This is a genomic window from Achromobacter sp. (assembly GCF_032102605.1).
Taxonomy (GTDB): domain Bacteria; phylum Pseudomonadota; class Gammaproteobacteria; order Burkholderiales; family Burkholderiaceae_B; genus Achromobacter.
Map to the genome: position 1 here is coordinate 1 of NZ_DAMDGT010000026.1, position 23536 is coordinate 23536.

Annotated in this window: 21 protein-coding genes; 14 read left to right on the plus strand and 7 right to left on the minus strand. The window is 67.4% G+C overall.

Annotation, left to right across the window (positions count from 1 at the left end; translation table 11 throughout):
• Nucleotides 1-276 precede the first annotated feature (276 nt).
• The 10 genes from RT614_RS28670 (at nt 277) to RT614_RS28715 (ending at nt 12637) form a co-directional block, all read left to right on the plus strand.
• Nucleotides 277-948: a response regulator transcription factor gene (locus RT614_RS28670; RefSeq protein ID WP_313625946.1), complete on the plus strand. Its 672-nt coding sequence runs from the start codon at nt 277-279 to the stop codon at nt 946-948.
• Nucleotides 935-3673: an extracellular solute-binding protein gene (locus RT614_RS28675; RefSeq protein ID WP_313625947.1), complete on the plus strand. Its 2739-nt coding sequence runs from the start codon at nt 935-937 to the stop codon at nt 3671-3673. Before RT614_RS28670 ends, RT614_RS28675 begins: the two co-directional genes overlap by 14 nt.
• Nucleotides 3674-3808: 135 nt before the next feature.
• On the plus strand, nt 3809-4906 hold the full coding sequence (locus tag RT614_RS28680) for an ABC transporter substrate-binding protein (RefSeq protein ID WP_313625949.1): 1098 nt from the start codon (nt 3809-3811) through the stop codon (nt 4904-4906).
• A gap of 190 nt (nt 4907-5096) precedes the next feature.
• Nucleotides 5097-6875 (plus strand): iron ABC transporter permease, encoded by a 1779-nt coding sequence (locus RT614_RS28685; RefSeq protein ID WP_313625951.1) that lies wholly within the window; start codon nt 5097-5099, stop codon nt 6873-6875.
• Nucleotides 6868-7956, plus strand: a complete 1089-nt coding sequence (locus tag RT614_RS28690; RefSeq protein WP_313625953.1) for an ABC transporter ATP-binding protein — start codon at nt 6868-6870, stop codon at nt 7954-7956. The genes RT614_RS28685 and RT614_RS28690 overlap by 8 nt, the downstream gene beginning before the upstream one ends.
• Before the next feature lie 108 nt (nt 7957-8064).
• A complete protein-coding gene (locus RT614_RS28695) occupies nt 8065-8937 on the plus strand; it encodes a TonB family protein (RefSeq protein ID WP_409558532.1) in 873 nt (290 codons plus the stop codon).
• The gene (gene aroE, locus RT614_RS28700; protein ID WP_313625957.1) at nt 8934-9797 is read left to right on the plus strand and encodes a shikimate dehydrogenase; all 864 of its coding nucleotides are present in this window, start codon (nt 8934-8936) and stop codon (nt 9795-9797) included. Before RT614_RS28695 ends, aroE begins: the two co-directional genes overlap by 4 nt.
• Before the next feature lie 5 nt (nt 9798-9802).
• Nucleotides 9803-10540 (plus strand): monofunctional biosynthetic peptidoglycan transglycosylase, encoded by a 738-nt coding sequence (gene mtgA, locus RT614_RS28705; protein WP_313625959.1) that lies wholly within the window; start codon nt 9803-9805, stop codon nt 10538-10540.
• 88 nt (nt 10541-10628) lie between these two features.
• A complete protein-coding gene (gene lptG / locus RT614_RS28710; RefSeq protein ID WP_313625961.1) occupies nt 10629-11807 on the plus strand; it encodes an LPS export ABC transporter permease LptG in 1179 nt (392 codons plus the stop codon).
• Entirely contained in the window at nt 11804-12637 is an 834-nt protein-coding gene (locus tag RT614_RS28715) for a symmetrical bis(5'-nucleosyl)-tetraphosphatase (RefSeq protein ID WP_313625963.1), read from the plus strand. The genes lptG and RT614_RS28715 overlap by 4 nt, the downstream gene beginning before the upstream one ends.
• 354 nt (nt 12638-12991) lie before the next feature.
• Here the strand turns inward: RT614_RS28715 and RT614_RS28720 are convergent, their stop codons facing one another.
• From RT614_RS28720 to RT614_RS28745, 6 genes are all read right to left on the minus strand, one after another.
• Nucleotides 12992-13732, minus strand: coding sequence for a lysophospholipid acyltransferase family protein (locus RT614_RS28720; protein ID WP_313625965.1), 741 nt, complete (start codon nt 13730-13732; stop codon nt 12992-12994).
• Nucleotides 13729-15018 carry a dihydroorotase gene (locus tag RT614_RS28725; RefSeq protein ID WP_313625967.1) on the minus strand — a complete coding sequence of 430 codons (1290 nt, stop codon included), beginning with the start codon at nt 15016-15018 and terminating at the stop codon, nt 13729-13731. The genes RT614_RS28720 and RT614_RS28725 overlap by 4 nt, the downstream gene beginning before the upstream one ends.
• On the minus strand, nt 15015-15935 hold the full coding sequence (locus RT614_RS28730; RefSeq protein ID WP_313625969.1) for an aspartate carbamoyltransferase: 921 nt from the start codon (nt 15933-15935) through the stop codon (nt 15015-15017). The genes RT614_RS28725 and RT614_RS28730 overlap by 4 nt, the downstream gene beginning before the upstream one ends.
• 21 nt (nt 15936-15956) lie before the next feature.
• The gene (gene ruvX, locus RT614_RS28735) at nt 15957-16358 is read right to left on the minus strand and encodes a Holliday junction resolvase RuvX (protein ID WP_313625970.1); all 402 of its coding nucleotides are present in this window, start codon (nt 16356-16358) and stop codon (nt 15957-15959) included.
• Nucleotides 16351-16938 carry a YqgE/AlgH family protein gene (locus RT614_RS28740; protein WP_313625972.1) on the minus strand — a complete coding sequence of 196 codons (588 nt, stop codon included), beginning with the start codon at nt 16936-16938 and terminating at the stop codon, nt 16351-16353. The genes ruvX and RT614_RS28740 overlap by 8 nt, the downstream gene beginning before the upstream one ends.
• Nucleotides 16939-17084: 146 nt before the next feature.
• The gene (locus RT614_RS28745; protein WP_003814980.1) at nt 17085-17249 is read right to left on the minus strand and encodes a rubredoxin; all 165 of its coding nucleotides are present in this window, start codon (nt 17247-17249) and stop codon (nt 17085-17087) included.
• 113 nt (nt 17250-17362) lie between these two features.
• Here RT614_RS28745 and RT614_RS28750 point away from each other — a divergent pair, with 113 nt between their 5' ends.
• Genes RT614_RS28750 through hemL form a run of 3 tightly spaced genes read left to right on the plus strand, consistent with a single transcriptional unit; the run spans nt 17363 to nt 20159 of the window.
• On the plus strand, nt 17363-18214 hold the full coding sequence (locus tag RT614_RS28750) for a hydroxymethylpyrimidine/phosphomethylpyrimidine kinase (RefSeq protein WP_409558533.1): 852 nt from the start codon (nt 17363-17365) through the stop codon (nt 18212-18214).
• On the plus strand, nt 18211-18876 hold the full coding sequence (gene thiE / locus RT614_RS28755; protein WP_313625974.1) for a thiamine phosphate synthase: 666 nt from the start codon (nt 18211-18213) through the stop codon (nt 18874-18876). Before RT614_RS28750 ends, thiE begins: the two co-directional genes overlap by 4 nt.
• Nucleotides 18877-18881: 5 nt before the next feature.
• Nucleotides 18882-20159: a glutamate-1-semialdehyde 2,1-aminomutase gene (hemL, locus tag RT614_RS28760; RefSeq protein ID WP_313625976.1), complete on the plus strand. Its 1278-nt coding sequence runs from the start codon at nt 18882-18884 to the stop codon at nt 20157-20159.
• 31 nt (nt 20160-20190) lie between these two features.
• Here the strand turns inward: hemL and RT614_RS28765 are convergent, their stop codons facing one another.
• On the minus strand, nt 20191-20940 hold the full coding sequence (locus RT614_RS28765) for a lytic transglycosylase domain-containing protein (RefSeq protein WP_313625978.1): 750 nt from the start codon (nt 20938-20940) through the stop codon (nt 20191-20193).
• A gap of 271 nt (nt 20941-21211) precedes the next feature.
• Between RT614_RS28765 and RT614_RS28770 the strand changes: the two genes are divergently transcribed.
• The gene (locus tag RT614_RS28770) at nt 21212-23029 is read left to right on the plus strand and encodes a FapA family protein (RefSeq protein ID WP_313625980.1); all 1818 of its coding nucleotides are present in this window, start codon (nt 21212-21214) and stop codon (nt 23027-23029) included.
• Nucleotides 23030-23536 lie beyond the last annotated feature (507 nt).

A 23536-nucleotide genomic window follows, 5' to 3' on the forward strand; every position in this document is an offset into this window, starting at 1 on the left:
CCTACCCCAGCACCCTCCTACAGAGGAAGGCGCACCCACACCATACAAGGTTGAGCCCGGGGTAGTCCGGAGCGAAGGCTCCGGACCGCAATCGGAGCCCCGCCCACCCCAGGCCCACGCCGCGCCGGGCGTCTCAAGAACCCGACCCAGCGCACGCATAAGCCGCACACCAGCAACTTCCCGCTCCGACTTACACCCCATAGCTGTTACTGCCCCGCCTCCTTCCACATCCCCCGGTAAACTCGCACAAAAAACCACAAACCCGGAGGAGCAAACATGCGCATTCTGCTGGTCGAGGACAATCTCGATCTGGGCGATGCCGTGGACAGCAAGCTGCGCTCGGCCGGCCATAGCGTGCAATGGGTGCGCGATGGCCTGGAGGCGTTGCGTTGGGGGCTGGACGAGACCTGGGATGCGCTTGTCCTGGATATCAACCTGCCCGGCAAGGACGGATTCACTCTCATCCGCGAATTGCGCGCCGCCGGCCTGGAAGCGCCTGTGCTGGTGATGACCGCGCGCGCGGAAATCGAAGACAAGATCGACATGCTGGACCTTGGCGCGGACGACTATCTCGTCAAGCCTTTCGACCTGCGCGAACTCGAGGCCCGGTTGCGCGCGCTGTTGCGGCGGCCTGCCGGGCAGACCACCAGCGTCACGCGCTATGGCAACCTGAGCCTGGATCTGGCCAACCGGCATGTCGAGCTGTCGGGCGCCCCTCTGGAACTGGGCCGGCGTGAATTCCGGTTGCTGGAGATCCTGGTTGGAAAGCTGGGACAGACCGTTGCCAAGGAACGTCTCATGAACCAGTTGTTCGACCTGGACGACGGTTCGCTCAACGCGCTGGAGCTGTTGATTTCGCGGCTGCGCAAGAAGCTTGCGGGGGCATCCATCGACATCGTCACCGTGCGCGGCGTTGGGTATCAGGCCCGCAGCCATGAACATGCCTGAAAGCTTTTCCATCCGCCGGCGCATCTTCACGATGGGCGCGGTGCTGCTGGCCTGCGCGCTTGTCGCCCTGGTGTTCTTCCTTCGCGGCTACGCCCAGCGGGCCGCAGAACAGGCTTTCGACCGGCTGCTGGCTGCCTCGGCGCTGACGATTGCGGGCTCCGTCCAGATCGAGGACAACGAAGTCACCGTCGAACCGCCGGTGTCCTCGCTGGCCATGCTTTCCGGCGGCGAACGCGTGTTCTATGAAGCGCGCACCTCCAATGGGCGGCTGATCACCGGCTACGGCGACCTGGCGCCCGGCTTGCCCCTGGCTCAGTCGGCGACACCCGTCTTCGCCTATCTGCGCTATCACGACGAACCCATTCGGGTGGCCACCGTGGGGCGACTCGTCTCCGCCAGCCAGCACGCCGGCTGGGTCACCTTGCGCGTGGCCGAGACCCTGGGTTCGCGCGAGGCGCTTGCTGGCGAAATATTGGGGCGCAGCGTCCTGCCGCTGGTGGTGGTGTCCCTGGTGGCGCTGGGCCTGCTGTGGTTTGGCGTGCAGCGCGCATTCGCGCCACTGGCTGTCGTCGAACGCGAACTGCGCCGCCGCGCCCCCGACGACCTCGCGCCGCTGGTCAAGCCCGTGCCGCGCGAAGTGCGGCGGTTGATCGAAGCGCTGAACGCATTCATGCAGCGGCTGTCCGGCACCATGGACACGCTGAACACCCTGGTGGCCGATGCGGCGCATCAGGTGCGCACGCCGCTCGCGTCACTACGGGCGCAGGCTGAAGTCGCGCTGGACGAGACCGACCCGCAGCGCCTGCATGCGCGGCTTGAACGCATCCACCTGAACGCCACCAACGCCAGCCAGTTGATCAATCAGCTGTTGATGGACGCCACCATCACGCACCGGCTTGGCAAGGGCGCCCGCGCGCTCGTTGGCGTGGCCGAGACCATCAATGAAACGCGACGCCGCATCGGCCCGTTGGAAGCGCAACGGCTGAACATCGCCATCGCGCCCGAAGTGCGCCGCGCGCGCATTGCCGGAGACCGCGTCGCCTTGCGCGAAATGCTGCGCAACCTGGTGGACAACGCGTTGCGCTACGCGCCCGACGGCCCCGTTGACATCCAGGCGACGCCGGTGGCCGGGTATCGCGTCGCGCTGACCGTGTCTGACCGCGGCCCGGGCGTGGCGGACGATGAGAAGGAAGCCGTCCAGCAACGCTTTTCTCGCGGCAGGGCGGGCGCTTCCCTGCCGGGGTCCGGTTTGGGGCTGGCCATCGTCCGTTCGGTTGCGACGGCCCATGGCGGTTCGCTGTGGCTGCAGGACCGCCCCGGCGGCGGCCTGACCGCCCGCGTCGTGCTGCCCCTGTCGCGCCCGCATCCGGGCCGCTCGGTGGTCGCCGCCGCGGCCGCGCTTTGCGCCGGATGCCTGCTGCTGGTCGCGCAGCCTGCGGACCTGCGCGCTGCCGCAGCGGATACCGCAGCGCGGGTTTCACCCGCCGCGCCTGCTTCCGGGGCTGTTCATGCTTCTACCGCTGCTGCGGTTTCCGTTGCCGCTCCTGGTTCTGCTGCTGCTCCTGCTTCTGCCCCGGCCCCTGCCTCCAAGGCTGCGTCCGCCTCCGACGCCGCGCCTGCTTCCAAAGCCGCTCCCGCTTCCCCGCGCAACGCCGGCGCACTCGTCAGTGAGAACGCCGCCGCGCCGCCCGCCCTGTCCATTGCCGGCATTCCCGAAATCGTCACCCGCTATCCCGCGCCGCAGCCCTCTTCGCGTGTCCTGACCATCGCCGGTCCTACCGACACGCCCGTGGTCGCACCGCTCATTCAGGGGTTCCAGTCGCATCGCCCGGACGTCAGCATCGTGTACCGGGAAATGGGCAGCCGCGAACTTTACGAAGCGGCCGTCGAAGGCAGGTTGAAGGACGTGGACGTGCTGATGAGCTCGGCCTCGGACCTGCAGATCCGACTGGCCAACGACGGTTATGCCCAAAGCTATGCGTCCCCTTACGCGGCCAAGCTTCCGTCCTGGGCGGTGTGGCGGCACGAGGTCTATGGCTTCACGTTCGAGCCCGCCGTCATCGTCTACAACCCCAAGCGATTCGCCGAAGCGCAGGTGCCTCGATCGCGGCAGGATCTGCTGCGCCTTCTGGAGCAGGACCCCTTGCGCCTGCGCGGACGTATCGGCACCTACGACATCGCCGCCAGCAGCCTGGGTTACCTGCTGGCGGAACAGGACGAGCTGGTCTCTTCCAACTTCTGGGGACTGGCCAATGCGATGGGCCAGGCCGGCGTGCGCCTGGCGGCCACCAGCGCCGAGATCCTGGACGCCATCGAACGCGACGAACTGGACATCGGCTACAACATCCTGGGCTCGTACGCGCTGTCGCGCCAGGCCGCAGGGCGGCCGATCGGCGTGGTCTTTCCCCAGGACTACGTGCTGGTGCTGGCGCGGTCGGTGCTGATCGCGCGCTCCGCCCCCAACCCGGACCTGGGGCGCGCGCTGGTGGACTGGCTGCTGTCGCCGGCCGGACAGCAGGTGGCGTCCAGCCACGCGGCGCTGGGTTCGATCATGGAGGACACGCCGGGACGCTGGACTTCCGAAGCCGTGCTGGCCCGTTCGCAGGGCATCGTGCAGCCGGTGGTGCTGAGCCCCGCGCTGCTGGTGGGACTGGACCAGCGGCGACATTCGCGCTTCGTGCAGAACTGGATCCGGCTGGTGACCGACACGCCGCAACGGCCGTAAGACAGGCACCTGCCAAGGGATTTCCCCTAGGCGCCGCCTGTCGCCATGACAGGACGACGACAGACGCCGCCTCCTAAGATGCCCGCAGGCTGGACCGAGATCCAGTTATGCCAATTCCAATCGGAGACAACACCCATGCTTGCCAAGTCCAAACTGGCGGCCGCCTGCGCCGCCGCATTCGCCATCGCCACCGGCAGCGCCTTTGCGCAGGCAGTGCCCGCGGGCTATCCGGCCGACTACCAGAAGATCCTGGACGGCGCCAAGAAGGAAGGCAAGGTCGTCATCTATTCGACCACCGACACCAAGGCCGCCGGCCCCATCATCAAGGGCTTCGAAGCGCTGTATCCGGGCGTCAAGGTCGAATACAACGACATGAACAGCACCGAGCTCTACAACCGCTACATCAGCGAACAGGCGGCGGGCGGCGGCAGCGGCGACATCGTCTGGAGCTCGTCGATGGACTCGGCCCTGAAGCTGGCCACGGACTACGCGCTGAAGTACCGCTCGCCCGAAGCAGGCAAGCTGCCGGCCTGGGCCAACTGGAAGGACTCGGCCTACGGCACGACGTACGAACCGGCCGTCTTCATCTACAACAAGCGCCTGATTCCCGCCAACGAAGTCCCGACCACGCACGGCGCGCTGGCCAAGCTGATTTCCAGCCAGCCCGACAAGTTCAAGAACAAGGTCACGACCTACGACATCGAGAAGTCCGCGGTGGGCTTCATGCTGGCGGTGCAGGACAAGGCCAATGATCCCAAGTACTTCGAGACCCTGAAGGGCATCGGCGCGGGCGGCCTGATCGTGCAGTCGTCCACCGGCACCATGATGGAACGCGTGTCGTCGGGCGAAAACCTGATCGGCTACAACATCCTGGGTTCCTACGCCGAAACGCGCGCCAAGAACGATCCTTCGCTGGGCGTGGCTTATCCCACCGACTATGCGCTGGTGCTCTCGCGCGTGGCGTTCATCAGCAAGAAGGCGAAGAACCGCAACGCCGCCAAGCTGTGGATGGACTACCTGCTGTCGCAGAAGGGCCAGGAAATCATGGCCAACCAGGCCGACCTGGCGTCCGTGCGCGACGACATCGACGGCGACAACGACGTGGACGGCATGACCAAGAAGCTGGGCGCCTCGCTAAAGCCGATCCCGGTCGATGAAACCCTGCTGGACTACCTGGAGCAGAACAAGCGCCTGGAATTCATCAAGCAGTGGCGCGCCGCGGCGGGCAAGTAATGCCGAGGCTCCGGGCTGGCAAGCCGCCCGGAGCCGCCGCAAGCGAGGCGGACAGCGAACCGCCCGACGGATCGCCGTCCGACGGATCGCCGCCCGACGGTTCGCCGCCCCGCTGACCGCCCCTCGGAAAGCAAGTCGCTTCCTGCCCCGCGGCGCGGCCCACGCGTCATTCAAGACCACAGGATTTCCCATGCAGTCATTGCGCAGAAAATGGCAGTCCCTGCCACGCGGCGTGGTGGTGCTGATCACGGCGTTGGCCATCTACGTGCCGCTGTCGTTCATCATCGTCCAGAGCTTTCTCTCAGCGCCGTTCTTTGCCCCGTCCAAGACATTCAGCCTGGACGCGTTCCGCTTCATCTTCGCGGACCCCGATTTCTACAAGGCGCTACGCAGCGGCTTCATCCTGGCCTTCGGGCTGGCCGCCATCGCCATACCGCTGGGCGGCATGCTGGCGTTCCTGATGATCCGCACCGACCTGCCGGGCCGCCGCTGGATTGAGCCGCTGATCCTGGTGCCAGTGTTCGTGTCGCCGATGGTGCTGGGCTTCGGCTATGTCGTTGCGGCCGGCCCGGTGGGCTTTTTCTCGACGTGGGCGCAGAACATCCTGGGCTTCGTGCCCTGGAACGTCTATTCGCTCACCAGCATCGTCATCATCGCGGGCCTCACGCACGTGCCGCACGCGTACCTGTACATCTCGTCGGCGCTGCGCAGCATGGGGTCGGACGTGGAAGAAGCCGCGCGCGTGGCCGGCGCCACGCCGCTGCGCGTGATGGTGTCGGTGAGCCTCCCGATGGTGCGTCCGGCCATGCTGTATGCCACCGTGCTGCTGTTCTTCCTGGGCCTGGAAGTGTTCGGCCTAGTGCTGGTGCTGGGCGACCCCGAAGGCAACCTGGTGCTGGCCACCTACCTGTACAAGCTCACCAACAAGCTGGGCATTCCGTCGTATCACCTGATGGCCGCAGTGGCCGTGGTGCTGATCTGCATGACGATCCCGCTGGTGATGCTGCAGCGCCGCCTGATGCGCACGGCGAACCGCTTCGTGACCGTCAAGGGCAAGGCCTCTCGCGCCCGCCCGCTGCCGCTGGGCAAGTGGCGCTGGGTTGCGGGCGGCGTGGTGGCCTTCTGGCTGCTGATCACCATCGTGGTGCCGCTGACGGGTGTGCTGCTGCGCGCATTCGTGTCCAACTGGGGCCTGGGCGTGTCGCTGTTCGACGTGCTGTCGCTGGACGCCTTCCATACCGTGTTTTCACAGCCCAACCTGATGCGGGCCATCGTGAACTCCGTGGCGATCGGCGTGATCGGCGGAGCGCTGGCCGTGATGTGCTACATGTTCGTGGGCCTGGCCATGCACCGCAAGCCTGACAACGTCACGCGCTTCATGGACTACAGCGTGCTGGTGCCGCGCGCGGTGCCCGGCCTGCTGGCCGGCCTGGCGTTCCTGTGGGTGTTCCTGTTCATTCCGATGTGGCTGGACAACGCGCTCGACGTCGACGAAAACGGCTGGCTGTCGGCCCTGCCCTTCGCCGAGTGGCTGCGCGAGAACTTCATCGAATGGCTGCGTGCCCTGCGCAGCACGATCTTCAGCGTGTGGGTGGCGTATACGGTGGTGTGGATGGCCTATGGCCTGCGCCTCATCTCGTCGACCCTGCTGCAGGTGGGGCCGGAACTGGAAGAGGCCGCCCGCAGCGCCGGCGCGCGCCGCGGGCAGGTCACCCGCCACGTCACGGTGCCGCTGGCCAAGTACGGCCTGATCGGCTCGTGGCTGCTGATGTTCCTGATCTTCGAGCGCGAGTATTCCACCGGCGTCTACCTGCTGTCGCCCGGCACCGAGACCATCGGGTCCATGCTGGTGTCGCTGTGGGCCTCGGGCGCCATCGACATCGTGGCCGCGCTTTCCTTCATCAATATCGTTCTGGTCGTGATCGGCCTGGGCATCGCCCTGCGATTCGGAGTCAAACTTCATGATTGAGCTTTCTGTAGAAGACCTGCACCTGGACTACGGCGACAACCCGGTGCTCAAGGGCGTGTCGATGCAGTTGCGCCAGGGCGAAGTGGTGTCGCTGCTGGGCCCGTCGGGCAGCGGCAAGACGACCCTGCTGCGCGCCGTCGCCGGCCTCGAGGGTCCCAAGCGGGGCCGCATCACCATCGGCGACAGCGTCGTCTACGACGGAGGGGCCCGCAAGGAAATCCCGGCCGAAGAGCGCAACCTGGGCCTGGTGTTCCAGTCTTATGCGCTGTGGCCCCACAAGACGGTTTTCGAGAACGTCGCCTACCCGCTCAAGCTGCGCAAGACGCCCGGCGCCGAAGTCCGTGAACGCGTGCAGGCCGTGCTGGACCAGCTGGGGCTGGGCAAGCTGGGCCAGCGCCACCCGCACGCGCTGTCCGGCGGCCAGCAGCAGCGCGTGGCCATCGGCCGGGCGCTGGTCTACAGCCCACCCGTCATCCTGCTGGACGAGCCGCTGTCCAACCTGGACGCCAAGCTGCGCGAGGAAGCGCGCGCCTTCCTGCGCGAGCTGATCATCCGCCTGGGCTTGTCCGCGCTGATGGTGACGCACGACCAGAGCGAAGCCATGGCCATTTCCGACCGCATCCTGCTGCTGAACAACGGCAAGATCGAACAGCAGGGCACGCCCCAGGAAATGTACGGCGCACCGTCCACGCTGTTCACGGCCGAATTCATGGGCAGCAACAACCGGCTGGACGGCAAGGTGACCGAACTGCGCGACGGGCAGGCCCGCATCGAAGGCCGCGGCTGGGCGTTGTGGGGCAAGGCCGGCGAGGGCGTGGCCCAGGGCCAGGACGCCACCGCGGTCATCCGGGTGGAGCAGGTGCGCCTGGCGGACGATCCGGACGGCAACCATGTCGACATGCCCCTGCTGACCAGCATGTACCTGGGCGACCGCTGGGAGTACCTGTTCCGCACGCCGGACGCGGACCCCGCCCGCACCCTGGCCCTGCGCGCCTATGGTCCCGAGGGCCGGGAGCCAGGCCCCTGCCGTCTGGCGCTGCCCGCGAACAAGGTCTGGATCTTCCCCCGGGCATCCGCCTGATCCGGTCTAGGTCATCCGTCCGAGAGCTGTTACAGCCTTCGGACGGACAGCGCGGCGGGCCGGGACTCGCCTTACAATGCGTTGGTGCAACGCGCTGATTCCCCCTCCATGCTAAGCCGTTACTTCTGGTGGCTGGGCGCCCCCGCCCAGCACTACCTGCGTATCGGCATCGCGATATCGCTGTTGGTGCACGCCGGCGCGCTGGCGTGGCGGTTTGGCGCGCCCGCGCTCAAGCGGCCGCCCGTGACCAGCCTGGAAGTCGTGCTGCTGAACGCCCGCAGCGAGACCCCGCCTGAAACGCCCCGCGCCCAGGCGCAGAACCAGATGACCGGCGGCGGCAACGCCGACCGCGGCCTGTCCACCACGCCGCTGCCCCAGACGGGCACCTCCTCTGAAACCATCGTGCTCGAGGCCATGCGCCAGCGCCAGGTGCAGCTCGAGGCCGAACAGGCCCGCCTGATGACCCAGCTGCGCTCGCCGCACAACGCCGGCCCCGAGCGCCAGGCGGTCAATCCCTGGCCCGACGGCACGGACATGGGCCAGGACGCGCAGGACCAGGCCAGCGTCATCCAGAACGCGCAGGTGGCCGCCCTGGCGGCGCGCGTCCAGCAGTACAGCGCCGAACCCCGCAAGCAGTTCGTCGCGCCGTCGGCCGAGGCCTCCCGCTATGCGGCCTACCTGGACGCCTGGCGCACCCGCATCGAAACCGTCGGCACCCAGCACTACCCGGACGAGGCGCGCGGACGCATCTATGGATCGCTGCGCATCACGGTTTCAGTGCGCGCCGACGGCAGCATCGCCGACGTCGAGATCGACCAGCCGTCGCCGCATGCGGTGCTGAACCAGGCGGCTCGCCGCATCGTCCAGCTTGCCGCGCCCTTCCCGCCCTTTCCTCCCGATATCGCCCGCGATACGGACGTGCTGGTCATCACCCGCACCTGGCATTTCGTCAACGACACTCTGGAAACACAGGCCCCATGACCGAGGCGATTCCTCAAGCCCGCTACGCCGTCATCGGCAATCCCATCGCGCATAGCCGCTCGCCTCAGATCCACGCCATGTTTTCGCAGCAGACCGGCAAGCCGCTGCGCTACGAGCGCCTGCTCGCGCCCGTGGACGGCTTTGCGGACGCGGTGGCGGCCTTCGTGGCCGAGGGCGGGCTGGGCCTGAACGTGACGGTGCCCTTCAAGCTGGACGCCTATGCGCTGGCAAGCGGCCGGCTGTCCAGCCCCGCCCGGCTGGCCGGCGCCGTCAACACCCTGTCCTGGCGCGACGGCGCCTGGCACGGCTGCAACACCGATGGCGTGGGGCTGGTGAATGACCTGCTGCGCCTGGGCGTGCGCCTGTCGGGCGCCAACGTGCTGCTGGTGGGCGCCGGCGGGGCCGCCCGCGGCGTGCTGCAGCCCTTGGCCGAGGCCGGCTGCGCCCGCATCCACATCGTGAACCGCACCGCCGCCCGCGCCCAGGATCTGGCCGCCGCCTGGCGCGACAGCGGCGTATCGCCGCAGACCCAGGTCACCGCGGGTTCACTGGCGGATGCCGCCCTGGCCGGCGGCTGGAACCTGGTCGTCAACGCCACCGCCAGCGGCCTGCAGGACGCCGCCCCCGACCTGCCCCCCGGGCTGTATGCACTCGGCGCCACCGCCTACGACATGATGTACGGCGCCCAGCCCACCGCCTTCATGAAACAGGCCGAAGCCGACGGCGCCGCACTGACGGCCGACGGACTGGGCATGCTGGTGGGCCAGGCCGCGGAGAGCTTCTTCATCTGGCATGGCGTGCGCCCCGACCCCGCGCCGGTGCTGACGGCGCTGCGCGAGGCGCTCGTGGCGGGACGCTGAGCGGCATGGCGACACGCACTGGCCGCAGCGGCTCCGGCCGCAATTGGTTCCGGATCATCACCGGCCTGCTGATGGCGCTGGTTTGCGCGGTCCTGCTGTACCAATTCTGGCTGTTCGCCCAAGTGGTCTGGTACAACTACCGGGACCCCGGCAGCAGCGCGATGATGCGCGAGGAACTGTCGCGCCTTCGCGAAGACAACCCGGCTTTCGAACTGAAGTACGAATGGGTGCCCTACGACAAGATCAATCGCACGCTCAAGCGCGCGGTGATTGCGTCGGAAGATTCCAACTTCACGGGCCACGACGGCGTCGAATGGGATGCCATTCGCAAGGCCTGGGAATACAACCAGAAGCAGGAAGAGGCCGGGCGCAGCAAAATGCGTGGCGGCTCCACCATCACCCAGCAACTGGCCAAGAACCTGTTCCTGTCCGGTTCCCGCAGCTATCTGCGCAAAGGCCAGGAACTGGTGCTCGCCTACATGATCGAACATGTCATGAGCAAGGAACGGATTCTGGAGCTCTACCTGAACGTCGCCGAATGGGGCGTCGGCGTGTTCGGCGCCCAGGCCGCCGCAAAGCACTACTTCAACACCACCGCCGCCAATCTGGGAGCCAGCCAGTCGGCCCGTCTGGCGGCCATGCTGCCCAACCCGCGCTTCTATGACAGCCACCGCCGGTCCAATTACTTGAACTCCCGCGTCGGCGTCCTGACGCGCCGGATGCAGATGGTCGACATCCCCTGAGGGGGACGGACAAATCGGTGCTTCGCCCCGCTCCAGGCAGCGGGATTTGTTAAGCTTTCACGTTTACGCGCTCCACTCCATTTTCTTCATGCGTACTGCACGTCGCTACCTGGCCCGCGAGGTCTATCGCTCTTGCGCAGTGGTCCTTCTGGCCCTGCTGGGCCTTTTCACGTTCTTCGCTCTGGTGGACGACCTGGACAACGTGGGCGACAAGTTCTCCATGATGGCCCTGCTGTACATGCAGGCGCTGGCGATCCCCACCCGGCTTTACGATCTGCTGCCCATCGGGCTGCTGATCGGCGCGATCCTGGCGCTGGCCGGTCTGGCCCAGCGCAACGAGCTCGTCATTCTGCGCGTGTCCGGCGTCAGCGGCATGCGCCTGTTGCGGATGCTCTGGGTTGTAACGATTCCGCTGATGATCGGCGCGGGCCTGTTGTCGGAATACGTCACCCCCTGGGCGGAAATCAAGACCGGCGAGGCCAACCTGATGTTCCGCGGCAAGGCCGGGGGAGACCGTCTCAAAAGCGGCTACTGGTTCAAGGAACCCACCGCCAACGGCGGCACGCGCATCATCAACATCGCCGAACTGAAGGGCGACGGCCAGGTGGCCGGGATCACCCTCTACGAATTCAAGAAAGACCTGACGCTGTCGGCGCTGTCCACCGCTCCCTCGGGCCTGTTCGCCCACGGCGACCTGGTGCTCAAGGACGTCGCCGAAACCCGCCTGGACGCCGAGGCCGCCTCGGCGCTGGCCGACGCCCGTCGCCCGAAGAATCCGCCCGCCACCGTCGTGAAGCTGCCCGAGCGCACCATCGACACCACCCTCAGCGCCGAACGGCTGCTGGCCCGGGTGCTGACCCCGGAACGCATGTCGATCGTCACGCTGCTGGACTACGTTGAGTACCTGCGCGACAACCAGCTTCAATATGGTCGACAGGTGGTCGCGTTGTGGCGCAAACTGGCTTACCCCTTCACCCTGCTGGTGATGATCACGATCGCGGCGCCCATCGGCCTGATGCAGACCCGCCGCGGCGGCGTCGGCGCCAAGGTGTTCGTGGGCATCCTGCTGGGCGTGGGCTTCTTCATGCTGAACCAGCTGGCCCTGAACGTGGGCATGCTGGGCAAGTGGCCGCCCTGGCTTACGGCCCTGGGCCCGAACCTGGGGGCCATGACGCTGGCGCTGGGCGCCATGAGCTACATGGAGTACCGCCACACCATTACCCGTATCGTCCAACAACGCTGGCCTTGGAGTAAGAGTCCCGCATGAACGGCAGTATCTGGATGATCGGCGACGTGCAGGGCTGCTGCTCGCCGCTGGATCGCTTGCTGTCCCACCCCGACCTGGTCGGCGACCCCAAGTCGCGATTCTGGTTCGCCGGGGACCTGGTCAACCGCGGCCCGCAGTCGCTCGAGTCCCTGCGGCGCATCATCGACCTCGGCGATCGCGCGACGGTGGTGCTGGGCAACCATGACCTGCACCTGCTGGCCACGGCCGCGGGCGTGCGCAAGCCGTCCAAGTCGGACACGCTGGAGGCCGTCCTCCGGGCGCCGGACGCGGCCGACCTGATCAACTGGCTGCGCTTCCGCCCGCTGGCCCATTTCGAGCAGAACCACCTGCTGGTCCACGCGGGCACGCTGGCCAAATGGGACGTCGCCAAGACGCTGGCCCTGGCCGGCGAAGTCCAGGACGCGCTACGCGGCCCGAACTGGCAAAAGGCGCTTCAGAAGATGTACGGCAACGAACCGGCCACCTGGAAGGAAGACCACAAGGGCGGCAAGCGGATGCGCGTGATCATCAATGCGCTGACGCGAATCCGCCTGTGCACCCCGAACGGGCACATGGAATTCGCCACGAAAGTGACGCCCGGCGCCTGGCCGGCTGGCCTGGTCCCGTGGTTCGACGTCCCGAACCGCGCGACGCGCAATGTGACGACGGTTTTCGGCCACTGGTCGACATTGGGACTGCTGCAGCGGCCGGACGTGATCTGCCTGGACACCGGCTGCGTATGGGGTGGGTCGTTGACTGCTCTGCGGTTGCAGGATCGGAAGCTGGTGCAGGTGACGTGTTCGCAGTTTCAGGATCCGATGGCGGAGTGACTGCTGGCAGGCGAGTGTTGAGTATTGCGACGGATGAATCGGCGTCTGCTCGAAAGTTTCTCGGCGATTCTTAAGCATCCGCCGCCGCAGCTTGCAGCGCCAGTAAACGATATTTGTCGATCGCATCGCGCTTCCGATCGCGGCATTAGTGCTTCGCTAGCCGCGTCGCATTTCCATTCGTGGCATCAGTACTTCGTTGGCCGCCCGCCGCCTAGGCGACCGCGGCGTCGGGCGACCTACGAAGTGCCAATGCCGCGAATGAAAGCGCGATGCGACCTACGAAGATCGTTTACAGACCTCGCAAGCGTCGACGAACGCAACCACGCTCGACATCAGCAAACCCAGCACAAAGCCTCAAAGCACCCCAAGAATCGCATCCCGCGCCTGATGCGACAGTTCCAAGCGCGTAGGCAGACTTCCGTCCGGATGGTGTGCCGCCAACGGAGGCAAGAAGACGACTTCCACCGCCAGCCCCGTCACCCCCAGCACGCGCCAAAGATTCGCCACCAGCGACTCGTCGCCCACGAACGCCGCATAGCCGCTGCGCTTGCCGTGCTGCATGAAGCGCAGCGCAACGGGCTGGATCTCGACGGCGGCGGACCGGGCCGGTTCAAACAGGCTTGCGTGGAACGGCAGCAAGTCGAAGCCTTCGCTGGTCGTGCCTTCCGGGAACAGGCCCACCGCGTCGCCCTGCTTGAAGCGGGCCTGCATCGACTCGCCCATCGCATGCACCGCATGGCGCTGTCCGCGTTCGATGAAAAGCGTGCCCGCGCCAGCCACCAGCCAGCCGATCACCGGCCAGGCGCGGATTTCGCTCTTGGCGACGAACGACGTCGCGCGCGCCGAGTTCAGCACGAAGATATCGATCCAGGAAACGTGATTCGCGATCAGCAGCACCGGCCCTTCCAGGCGTGGTTCGCCCTTGAAGGTGACCTTCAGTCCACAGGCCGCCATCAGCCAGCGCGACCAACGGCGGTTCAGCCGGGCGCGTGCGGCCGGGCGCATCAGGGGATAGGCCAGGCCCACGCATAGCAGGCCGAAAATGATCAGGGGCAGGACAAGGCTCAGCCGTAGGACAAAGCGCAGCAGCTTCAAACTGGAGTCTCCCAGGCCGGTTGGCCACCGACCACGGTGGCTCGTACACGACCGGGCAGCATCATACCTGCGAACGGTGTCTGGCCGCCGCGGCTCTGCAACGCGGCGGGCATGACCATCCATTCCGCGTCCAGGTCCGCCAGGCACAAGTCGGCCGGCGCGCCCACGCCCAGGTGGCCGGCAGCCTCGATATGCGGCGCCACGGCGCGCAACACGGCGGCGGGGCCCGACGTCACGCGCGCAAGCGCTTCGCCGATCGGGCGGCGGCTGTCGCGCGACCACTTCAGGGCCAGCGACAGCAGCAGCTCCAGCCCGGTGGCGCCCGGCGTGGACGCGGCGTAGGGAGCGGCCTTGCCGCGCGCGTCCATCGGCGTGTGGTCGGAGCAGAGCGCGTCGACCACGCCGTCGGCCAGGGCCGCGTGAATGGCGTCGCGGTCGCGCTGGCCGCGCAGCGGCGGATTCAGGTGGTAATTCGTATCGAAGAAGCCGACGTCCACATCGGTCAGGTGCAGGCTGTTCACGGACACGTCCGCGGTCACCGGCAAGCCCTCGCGCCTGGCCGCGCGCAGCAGATCCAGTCCCGCTGCCGTCGACAGCCGCGCCAGGTGAATGCGTGCGCCGGTGGCCCGCTGCAGCTCGAAGATCGTGTGGAGCGCCACCGTTTCCGCTTGGGCGGGCAGGCCTTCAAGGCCCAGGCGCTCCGCGTAAGCGCCGCTGGCGATCGACGTGCCGCGCGCGAGCCACGGGTCTTGCGGACGCAGCCACAGCGTGCGTCCCAGGCCGCTGGCGTAGCGCATCGCGCCCCACAGCACGCGGGTGTCGGCCACGCCCGTTTCCCCTTGCGCAAAGGCGATGCAACCGGCCTGCGCCAGCAACGCCATTTCCGTCAACGTCTCGCCGGCCAAGCCGACTGTCATGGCGCCCAGCGGATGGACCACGCACTGGCCGTCCTGCGGGTGGCGCATCAGCGCTTCGACCTTGGTGGGTTCATCGGGCGGCGCTTGCGGATCAGGCGGCAGCACCAGCCGGGTCACGCCGCCCGCCAGGGCGGCGCGCAGCTCGGCCGGGGCGAGCCCGGCGCCCCCCGCGTGTCCCACCCGCGCGGACAGGTCGATCAGGCCAGGCAGCACCGCCAGGCCTCGGGCGTCCAGGGATCGGTCCGCCTGAAAACCGTCGGGCGCCGCGCCTACCGCGACGATGCGACCCTGCGCGATGTAGAGGTCATGCTGGCCGTCCACGCCGTGCGCGGGATCGATCAGCCGGCCATTGGCGATATGCAGCCTCATGGCGCGTCTCCGGTCAGCACGCGCAGGGCGGCAACGCGCAATTGTTGCTCAAGCGTCGCCAGGCGCGCCTCGGTCGGGTCCAGGCTGGCCGCGACGTCGCCGTCCACTTCCACGCCGGGCGTCAGCCGACCGGCGGGCAGGAGCATGGCGTCCGACTTCGCGAGGGCCAGCACGGCAGGCGTCAGCCCGTGGGTGCTTGCGTATTCGCGCGCGGAAGGTAGTTGGGCGCCGCTGATCCACTCCACGTTCAGCGGCAGAGCAACGATAACGTCGGCATCGCCCAGCGCTTCTTCCAGGGTGGCGCAGGCGCGCACACCCAGTTGCGGAAGGCTGTCGGGCAGCAGCGTGCGTGGCGCCGCCGCGCGCACCTCGGGCACCCCCAAGGTGGTCAGCAGATGGATGAATGAGCGCGCCAGCCGGGAATGACGGATGTCGCCCACCACGGTCACGACCAGACTGGTGAGGTCGGGTTTGGATTCGATGATGGCTTGCACCAGCGCCAGCGCGGGCAGAGGGTCGGCGTGGCGGCCATCGCCTGCATTGAGCACGCGCAGACCCGGCGCGGCGTGCGCGGCGGCGCAATGGGCCGCGCCGCTTTCGTCGTGGCGCAGAACCAGCACACCGGGCTCCAACGCGCCCACGGCTTCGGCCAACGCCTCGCCGGCGCGTGCCTCAAGCGGCACCGGCAGCATCGCGACACGGGTCGCGGCCGCGGCAAAGGCCGCGACGTCTGCCGCGTCGCCTTCAGGCAGGCACAGGAATACCGGCACGTCGGGCGCCGCATCGGACTGCGCGTCGCCGAGCGCGCCGTCGGCGCGCGCCAGTTCCAGCAGCCGCTCGACATGGCGCCGGGGCAGCCCTTCGGTGGTCAGCAGATGAATGAGTTCGCCGCGGCGGCCAAGTTGCGGATTGAGCATGGGCAAGGCAAGCCGCGGCCATCACACCGCGGGCAAGGCGTCCAGGTAGCGTTGCAGGATAACAGCCGCGGCCATGGCGTCGTCCGCGGCATGGGTGCCAAGCAGGCGCTGCGCCTCCATGCTGGAGCCGCGCTCGTCCACCAGTTCCACCGTGACGCCGAAGCGGCCATGAAGCTGGTTGGCGAAGCGCCGGCAGCGCGCCGTGGCCGGCTGCTCGGCGCCGTCGGCGTCCAGCGCCAGCCCCACGACAACGCGGTGCGGCTGCCATTCCTGCAGCAGCGCCTGGATGCGACCGAAACGGGCGTCGCGGACTTCGCTGAAAATGATTTCCAGGGGACGCGCCTGGCGCGTCAGCGTGTTGCCGATGGCAATGCCGATCTTTTTCTCGCCAAAATCAAAGGCGAGCAAGGTCTCTTCACGCATGGCCCGCGTCGCCGGCCAGCATGACGGGGTCGATACCCAGCAACTTGAGCGCTGCCGGATAGCGTTCCTCGGGAGCCACGTCGAAGATGATGTGGGCGTCAGCGCCGACGCTGAGCCACGCATTCTGGCCCATCTCGCTTTCGAGCTGGCCCGCGCCCCAGCCGGCATAGCCCAGCGTGACCAGCATGCGCGCGGGGCCGTTGCCATCGGCCACGGCCTGCAGCACGTCGCGCGAGGTGGTCAGCGCCATGTCGCCCAGCTTGATGCTGGAGCTGTAGTCGCCCGCGGGCGCGTGCAGCACGAAACCGCGGTCGGTCTGGACAGGTCCGCCAAAAAATACGTAGGTATCTTTGACGGGCCCGATCTCGAGCGTCAGGTCAATGCGTTCAAACAACGTGCCCAACGTGAGGTCGGTGGGCCGGTTGATGACCAGCCCAAGCGCGCCGCGTTCCGTGTGTTCGCACACGTAGATGACGGAACCCGCCAGGCTTCCTTCCACCATGCCGGGCATGGCGATCAGAAATTGATTGGCGAAATTGGCCGCCTGCGTCGTGGCGTCTTCGTGGTGTTTATCCGTCATGGCAACCCCTTCATGGGTAGTCTGAGAAAACCGTTGGGAGTGATTGCGCGGACGCAAACGTCATGCCTGACGGCAGTCCGACGGTTTCGAGAGCTGGGGTATGCCCCATCTTACGAGCCCTGGCGGAATATGTCGGCGGTACGGCTTCAGATTTCCATCAGTTCGAAGTCCTCTTTGCGGGCGCCGCATTCGGGACAGACCCAGTTGGGCGGCACGTCTTCCCAGCGAGTGCCGGGAGCGATACCCTCGTCGGGGAGGCCGGCCTCTTCGTCATAGACCCAGCCACAAATCAGACACATCCAAGTACGCATAGTTCTCTCTTACATCAATTCCCCGCCGGCGTCCCCGCGGCGGGGCAAAGGTAGGGGGCTTCCATTAGAATGGGGACAATCTTACCGAAACCCAATAGGGGTTCCCCTGATTCATGCCAAATGAGTCCCGGGCACCCTCACTCAAGCGCAGTCAAGTGGCCCCCGTTACTCCCCCTCTCGTTTTGGTCTTCGGTCCGCTCGATCCTTCGGGTTCGGACGGCCTGCCCGCGGATGCCGTCACCTGCGCTCGCCTGGGCTGTCATGGCCTGGCGGCCGTGACCGCGCTGACCGTGCAGGACACCGCCGGCATCGAAGAAATCCATCCCGTTTCGCCCGACCTGCTGGACGACCAGGCGCGTTGCCTGCTCGAAGACATGTCGGTCCAGGCCATCAAGGTGGGCGGACTATACACCGCGGAAACGGCAAGCGTGGCGGCGCAGGTCGCCGCCGACTACAGCCAGGTGCCGCTGGTGCTGCATCTGGGCCAGCGCGCCCAGTTGCCGGCCGACGCCGCCGACGAGGACGAAGCCGACGACCTGCTGGCCGCGACGCTGGAACTCGTGCTGCCGCAGACAGACCTGCTGGTCATCGAGCACCTTCGCCTTGCGCAGTGGCACGCCGACGGCGACATCGATATCGGGGACGCACCTACGCCCATGCACGCCCTGGTGGCGGCCGGCGCGCAGTGGGTCCTGGTGCTGGGCAGTCCGCAACGTCCGGGCCATTTCGCCAACGTGCTGCTGGGCCCGGGCGGCCAAACCCACACCTGGCCGTGGCAGGCGCCCCCGGACCGCAACGGCGATGCCGGCGGCCTAGCCGCCACCGCCATCACGGCCATGCTGGCCCGCGGACTGGAAATGCCCGAGGCGGTGCGCCAGGGCCTGGCCCACGCCGATGCATCCGTCGCCGCCAGCTTCCTGCCGGGCATGGGCCGGCGCATACCCAACCGGATACTGCCCCAATGAAACCCCTACGCTTTCCCGCCGGCCTGTATGGCGTCACGCCAGAATGGGACGACACCGATCGCCTGCTGCGGGCAGTGCGCCAGGCCGCCGACGGCGGCATGCGGGCGCTGCAGCTACGCCGCAAGAACGTATCCGATGCAGTGCGCGCCGCGCAGGCCCGCGAACTCGCGCCGCTGTGCCGCGAACTGGGCGTTGTCTTCCTGATCAATGACGACTGGCGCCTGGCGCTGGACGTCGGCGCCGACGGCGCCCACGTCGGCCGCGACGACGAAAGCCTGGCGCGGATCCGCACCGAAGCCGGCCCTGACCTGATCCTGGGCGGCTCCAGCTACGATGACCTGAATCGGGCACGCGAACTGCTGGACGCCGGGGCCGACTACATCGCCTTCGGCGCCATGTTTGCTTCCACCGTGAAACCCGACACCGTGCGCGCGCCCCTTTCTGTACTGACCGAGGCGCGCCGCCTCGTGGAAGAACGCGACGCGCCTCGGCCCGCCGTGGTCGCGATCGGCGGCATCACGCCGGACAACGCCCCACTGGTGGCGCAGGCCGGCGCGGACTCCATCGCCTTGATCACCAGCCTGTTCGAAGCGCCCAGCATCCGGGCCGCCGCCGCAGCCTGCTCCGCGCCCTATTCCGCCAACCCCAACCGCAAGTTTTGAACGCCATGTCCAGTAACGCTCAGCTTTTCGAACGCGCCTGCCGCAGCATCCCCGGCGGCGTGAATTCGCCCGTGCGCGCCTTCCGCTCCGTGGGCGGCACGCCGCGCTTCATCAAGCGCGCGCAGGGCCCGTACGTGTGGGACGCGGAAGACAAGCAATACATCGACTACGTGGGCTCCTGGGGGCCCGCCATCCTGGGCCATTCGCATCCTGAAGTGGTGCGCGCGGTGCAGGAAGCCGCCGTCAACGGGCTGTCGTTCGGCGCCCCCACCGAAGCGGAAATCGAACTGGCCGAAACGCTGATCTCGCGCCTGCCCTCGCTGGAACAGGTGCGCCTGGTCAGTTCGGGCACCGAGGCCACGATGACGGCCATCCGCCTGGCGCGCGGCGCCACGGGCCGCGCCAAGATCGTGAAGTTCGAAGGCTGCTATCACGGCCATTCGGACAGCCTGCTGGTCAAGGCGGGCTCGGGGCTGCTGACCTTCGGCAACCCCAGCTCGGCCGGCGTGCCGCCGGAATTCGTGTCGCACACGTTGACCCTGGAATACAACAACCTGGACGCCGTGCGCGAAGCCTTCGCCCAGCACGGCGCCGACATCGCCTGCATCATCGTCGAGCCGGTCGCCGGCAACATGAACCTGATCAAGCCGGCCCCCGGCTTCCTGGAAGGCCTGCGCGAAGTCTGCTCCCAGCACGGCGCGCTGCTGATCTTCGACGAAGTCATGACGGGCTTTCGCGTGGGACCGCAGGGCGTGCAAGGCCTGACCGGCGTCAAGCCCGACATCACCACGCTGGCCAAGGTGATCGGCGGCGGCATGCCGGTGGGCGCCTTCGGCGGCAGCGCTGAAATCATGAAACACATCGCGCCGCTGGGCGGCGTCTACCAGGCAGGCACGTTGTCCGGCAACCCGGTGGCCGTCGCCGCGGGTCTGGCCACGCTGCGACTGATCGCCGAGCCCGGCTTCTACGACAAGCTGTCCGCCCAGACCGCCAAGCTGGCCCAGGGCCTGCAGGAACGCGCCCGCAAGGCCGGCGTGCCGTTCTCGGCGGATTCGGTGGGGGGCATGTTCGGCCTCTATTTCAGCGACTCGATCCCGGCGTCGTTCGCGCAGGTTTCGGCCTGCGACACCGCGGCATTCAATCGCTTCTTCCATGCCATGCTGGAAAACGGCGTGCACTTCGCGCCGTCGGCGTTCGAAGCCGGCTTCGTCTCGGCCACGCACGACGACGCCGTGATCCAGTCCACGCTGGACATCGCCGACAAGGTCTTCGCGTCCCTCTGACGGGCGCGGGAGCGGGCTGCGCCCGCTCCAATCACGGCGCCTTGTACTGTTCGTACAGGGCGGTCACGTTCTTCACGTAGGCCTGGGTTTCCGCATAGGGCGGCACCGCATCGTACTTGCGCACGGCGCCCTCGCCCGCGTTGTACGCGGCCAGCGCCAGATCCAGGCGGCCGGGATACCGGTCGATCAGCCGGCGCAGATGGCGCGATCCGGCCTGCACATTCGTCGCCGGATCCACCAGTGCGCGCTCCACGTCTTCCACCGACAGCAGCGGCGCGGCCGTGGCCGGCATCAGTTGCATCAGACCCAGCGCGCCCTTCGGCGAACGCGCATCGCTGCGAAATCCCGATTCAATGGCGATGATCGCCGTCAACAGCGCCTGGTCCACGCCGGAATCCTGCGCGGCGCGGGCAATCAGATTGTCGTGCTTGGTGGTCGGCTTGATCGCGCCCCAGCGCAACGCCGGCTCGGCGGGCGCCCGGGCGACGCGGCGCGCGCCGTCGCCAGCCTCCGGCTCACAGGCCATGCACAGCTTGTCCACCCCCGCGCGCGGCGCCGTCCGCGCCTGTGCACGCTTGTAGTATTTGCCATAGCCGCTCGGCACCTTCATCGATCGCCAGACCCCGTAGGGGTCTTTGTACCGGTAGGTCTCGGCGGCCTCGACGGGCGTGGTCGCCAGCGCCAGAGCACCCGTCGCCAGGGCCGCCACCGCCGCCATCCCGCCGGCGCGCGCCAGGATGGCGCGCGTGGCCGAAAGAATGGAAGTGGGCGGTTGGGACATGGGACGGGGCTCCGGCGGCGTCCTGGGACGCGTTGGCGAGCCCCTATGCTGCTTGCGCCCTGCCGGTTTTGTCTTTCCTGCCGATGCCGTAGACCGCGCGCGGCGCGGGCCCTCACTGGGGAAATAAGGGACAGAACTACACCATGTGGGGGATAAAGTTGAGGTTACTGGTCAGTAATCCGCGTCCATCTTTAGAATATGACGTAATATTTCGTTCAATTACTAAATGATTGAACCTGGCCAACCGTGCCGGGGCCGGAGAGAGGGTGAAATGGGCGCAGAATACATGCTCCAGTTGCTGCTGGATGCCGACACCAACGTCCTGACGGCGGTCTATACGCCGCCGCCCCGCCCCGCTCCGGCCGGGGATGCTGCTGCGGCGGCTGGCGCCGAAGCGGAACTCGGCGAAACGGCCCGCGCCGCGGCCAGCGCAGGCGCCTCGCGGCACGTTGACGAGCAAGGCGACCAACAATCGGGCGACATCGCGGTCGCCGAGGCCGTCGCCGACGCCGATGAAGCAGCCGATGCCGATGCCTCCGTCGTCAACACCGAAGTCCCCAGCTGGGACATCCTGGTCGCCGCAGCGGCGGCACAAGGCTGGGGCGCCGACGCGCTCGACAACCACGCCATCCTCGCTTTCATCGACCTCTGCCGCAGCGCCGCCGAACCCGTGCAATGCCCCGTCGGCAAAGTCGTGGACGGCAGTTTCGAAATCGAACTCAACGCCACGCGCATGGCCGCCACCCTGACTCTGCACCAGCCCAAAGGCGGCAAGCCCGTCACGCTGGACGCGGTGCGCCAGGCCCTGGCCGACCAAGGCATCGTCCACGGCGTGCTCGACGCAGCCCTCTCCGAGGCCGTTGCGCTGGGGCGTTCCGAAACCATCCTGGCCGCGCAGGGCACGCCCCCCACGCGCGGCACGCCCACTCGCTTCGAAAGCCTGCTCGACCGCCTGAAGCCCCGCGCCGAAGACATCGACGAACTGGCCCAGGTGGACTACCGCGACCTGGGCAGCTTGCTGCTGGTTTCCCCCGGCACCCCCCTCATGCGCCGGATCCCGCCCCTGCCCGGCGTCGACGGCAAGAACGTACTGGGCGAGCCCGTGCTGCCCGAAGAGCAGCCCGACACCCCGTTTTCCAAAGAACTGTCCGGCGTCGCCGTCGACCCGGAAGACCCGCTCCTTCTGCGCGCCTCCATCGCCGGCACCCCCACGCTGATCACTCATGGCGTGCAGGTGAACCCGATGGTCGAAGTGGACGCCGTCAACCTGTCCACCGGCAACATCAACTTTGAAGGCTCCTTGCAGGTGCGCGGCGACATCAGCGCCACGATGGAAGTGCGCGTCACCGGCGACGTCGTCGTCAACGGGACCATCGAGGCCGCGCTGGTCGAAGCAGGCGGCAGCGTCACCGTCAAGGGCGGCATCATCGGCATGGCCGAAACGCTGCACGACGCCTCCGCCACCGCGCGCACCGCCCACATCGTCTGTGGCGGCGCCCTGCGCGCCAAATTCATCGAAAACGCCGTCATCAGCGCCGGGCAGGACATCGACGTAGAACGCGAAATCCGCCAAAGCAGCATCGCCGCCGGCGGCAGCGTCAACGTCGGCCCGCCCAACACCCAGCAAAGCGCCATCACAGGCGGCGAAACCCGCGCCCTGCTCGCCGTGCGCGCCGGCACCATCGGATCGCCCGCCGGCATTCCCACGCTGGTGCAAGCAGGCCTTGACCCCCACGCCGACATCAAGCGCAGCGCCCTCACGCGCAAACGTCTGAAGATGAACGAAGAAAAGGCCAAGCTCGAACAGTTGCTGATGTTCCTGCAGGCCAACCCCCAACGCGCCACCGGCGACGTCGTAGATCGCGCCCGCAACACCCACACCAAGCTCATCGGCGACCTGGCCGCACTGGAAGAAGAGGAAGCCCAACTCACGCGCGACCTCCTGCCCCAGCAAAACGCCACCATCGCCGCCACGCGACGCTTCTGCAGCGGCGCAAAGATCCAGCTTGGCAACAAGATGCAGGAATTCCTGGAAGACCAGGTGGGCGGCAAGGCCGGGCTGGAAGAAGGCGAGATTGTTATTCGCTAGACGCAGGTGCGATTCGGGGCGTGTCAGTCCATCCCCGAAGGCGGTTCCGGATCGCAATCGTAGCCGCGCGCACGCCAGGGCCGCCGATGTGCCCGGCGTCTAAAGATCACTGACCAGCCAACTTGGCAATACACCGGGCATCAGAAACCCGGCAAGAACATCTGCAAGCGGTGACGGCAGAGCACAAAGGTATCAGACACCCGCGACACCTGGCGACCGCCCCCGCAAACGCGAAGCGCACGAGCCCGACGCAAGACACCGCGTAAGCCCCACAAGGCCGCCCGCGCGGCCGCCGCGGGGCGGGCCCCGCGAGACGTTCCAATCCCGCGCCAACGCCAAACAGAACCTAAAAGACCCCGCCCGCCCCAGCGACCGGCAAGGTCCAACCACCAAAGCCCGCCGCGTCGGCGGCCTGGGGTGCGCGGGGCGTGTAGATGCGCCCGAGGGAATCGGAAGCCCAATAGTCGTCATGCACGACACCCGTGACGAAGAAACTGTCTTCGTGGC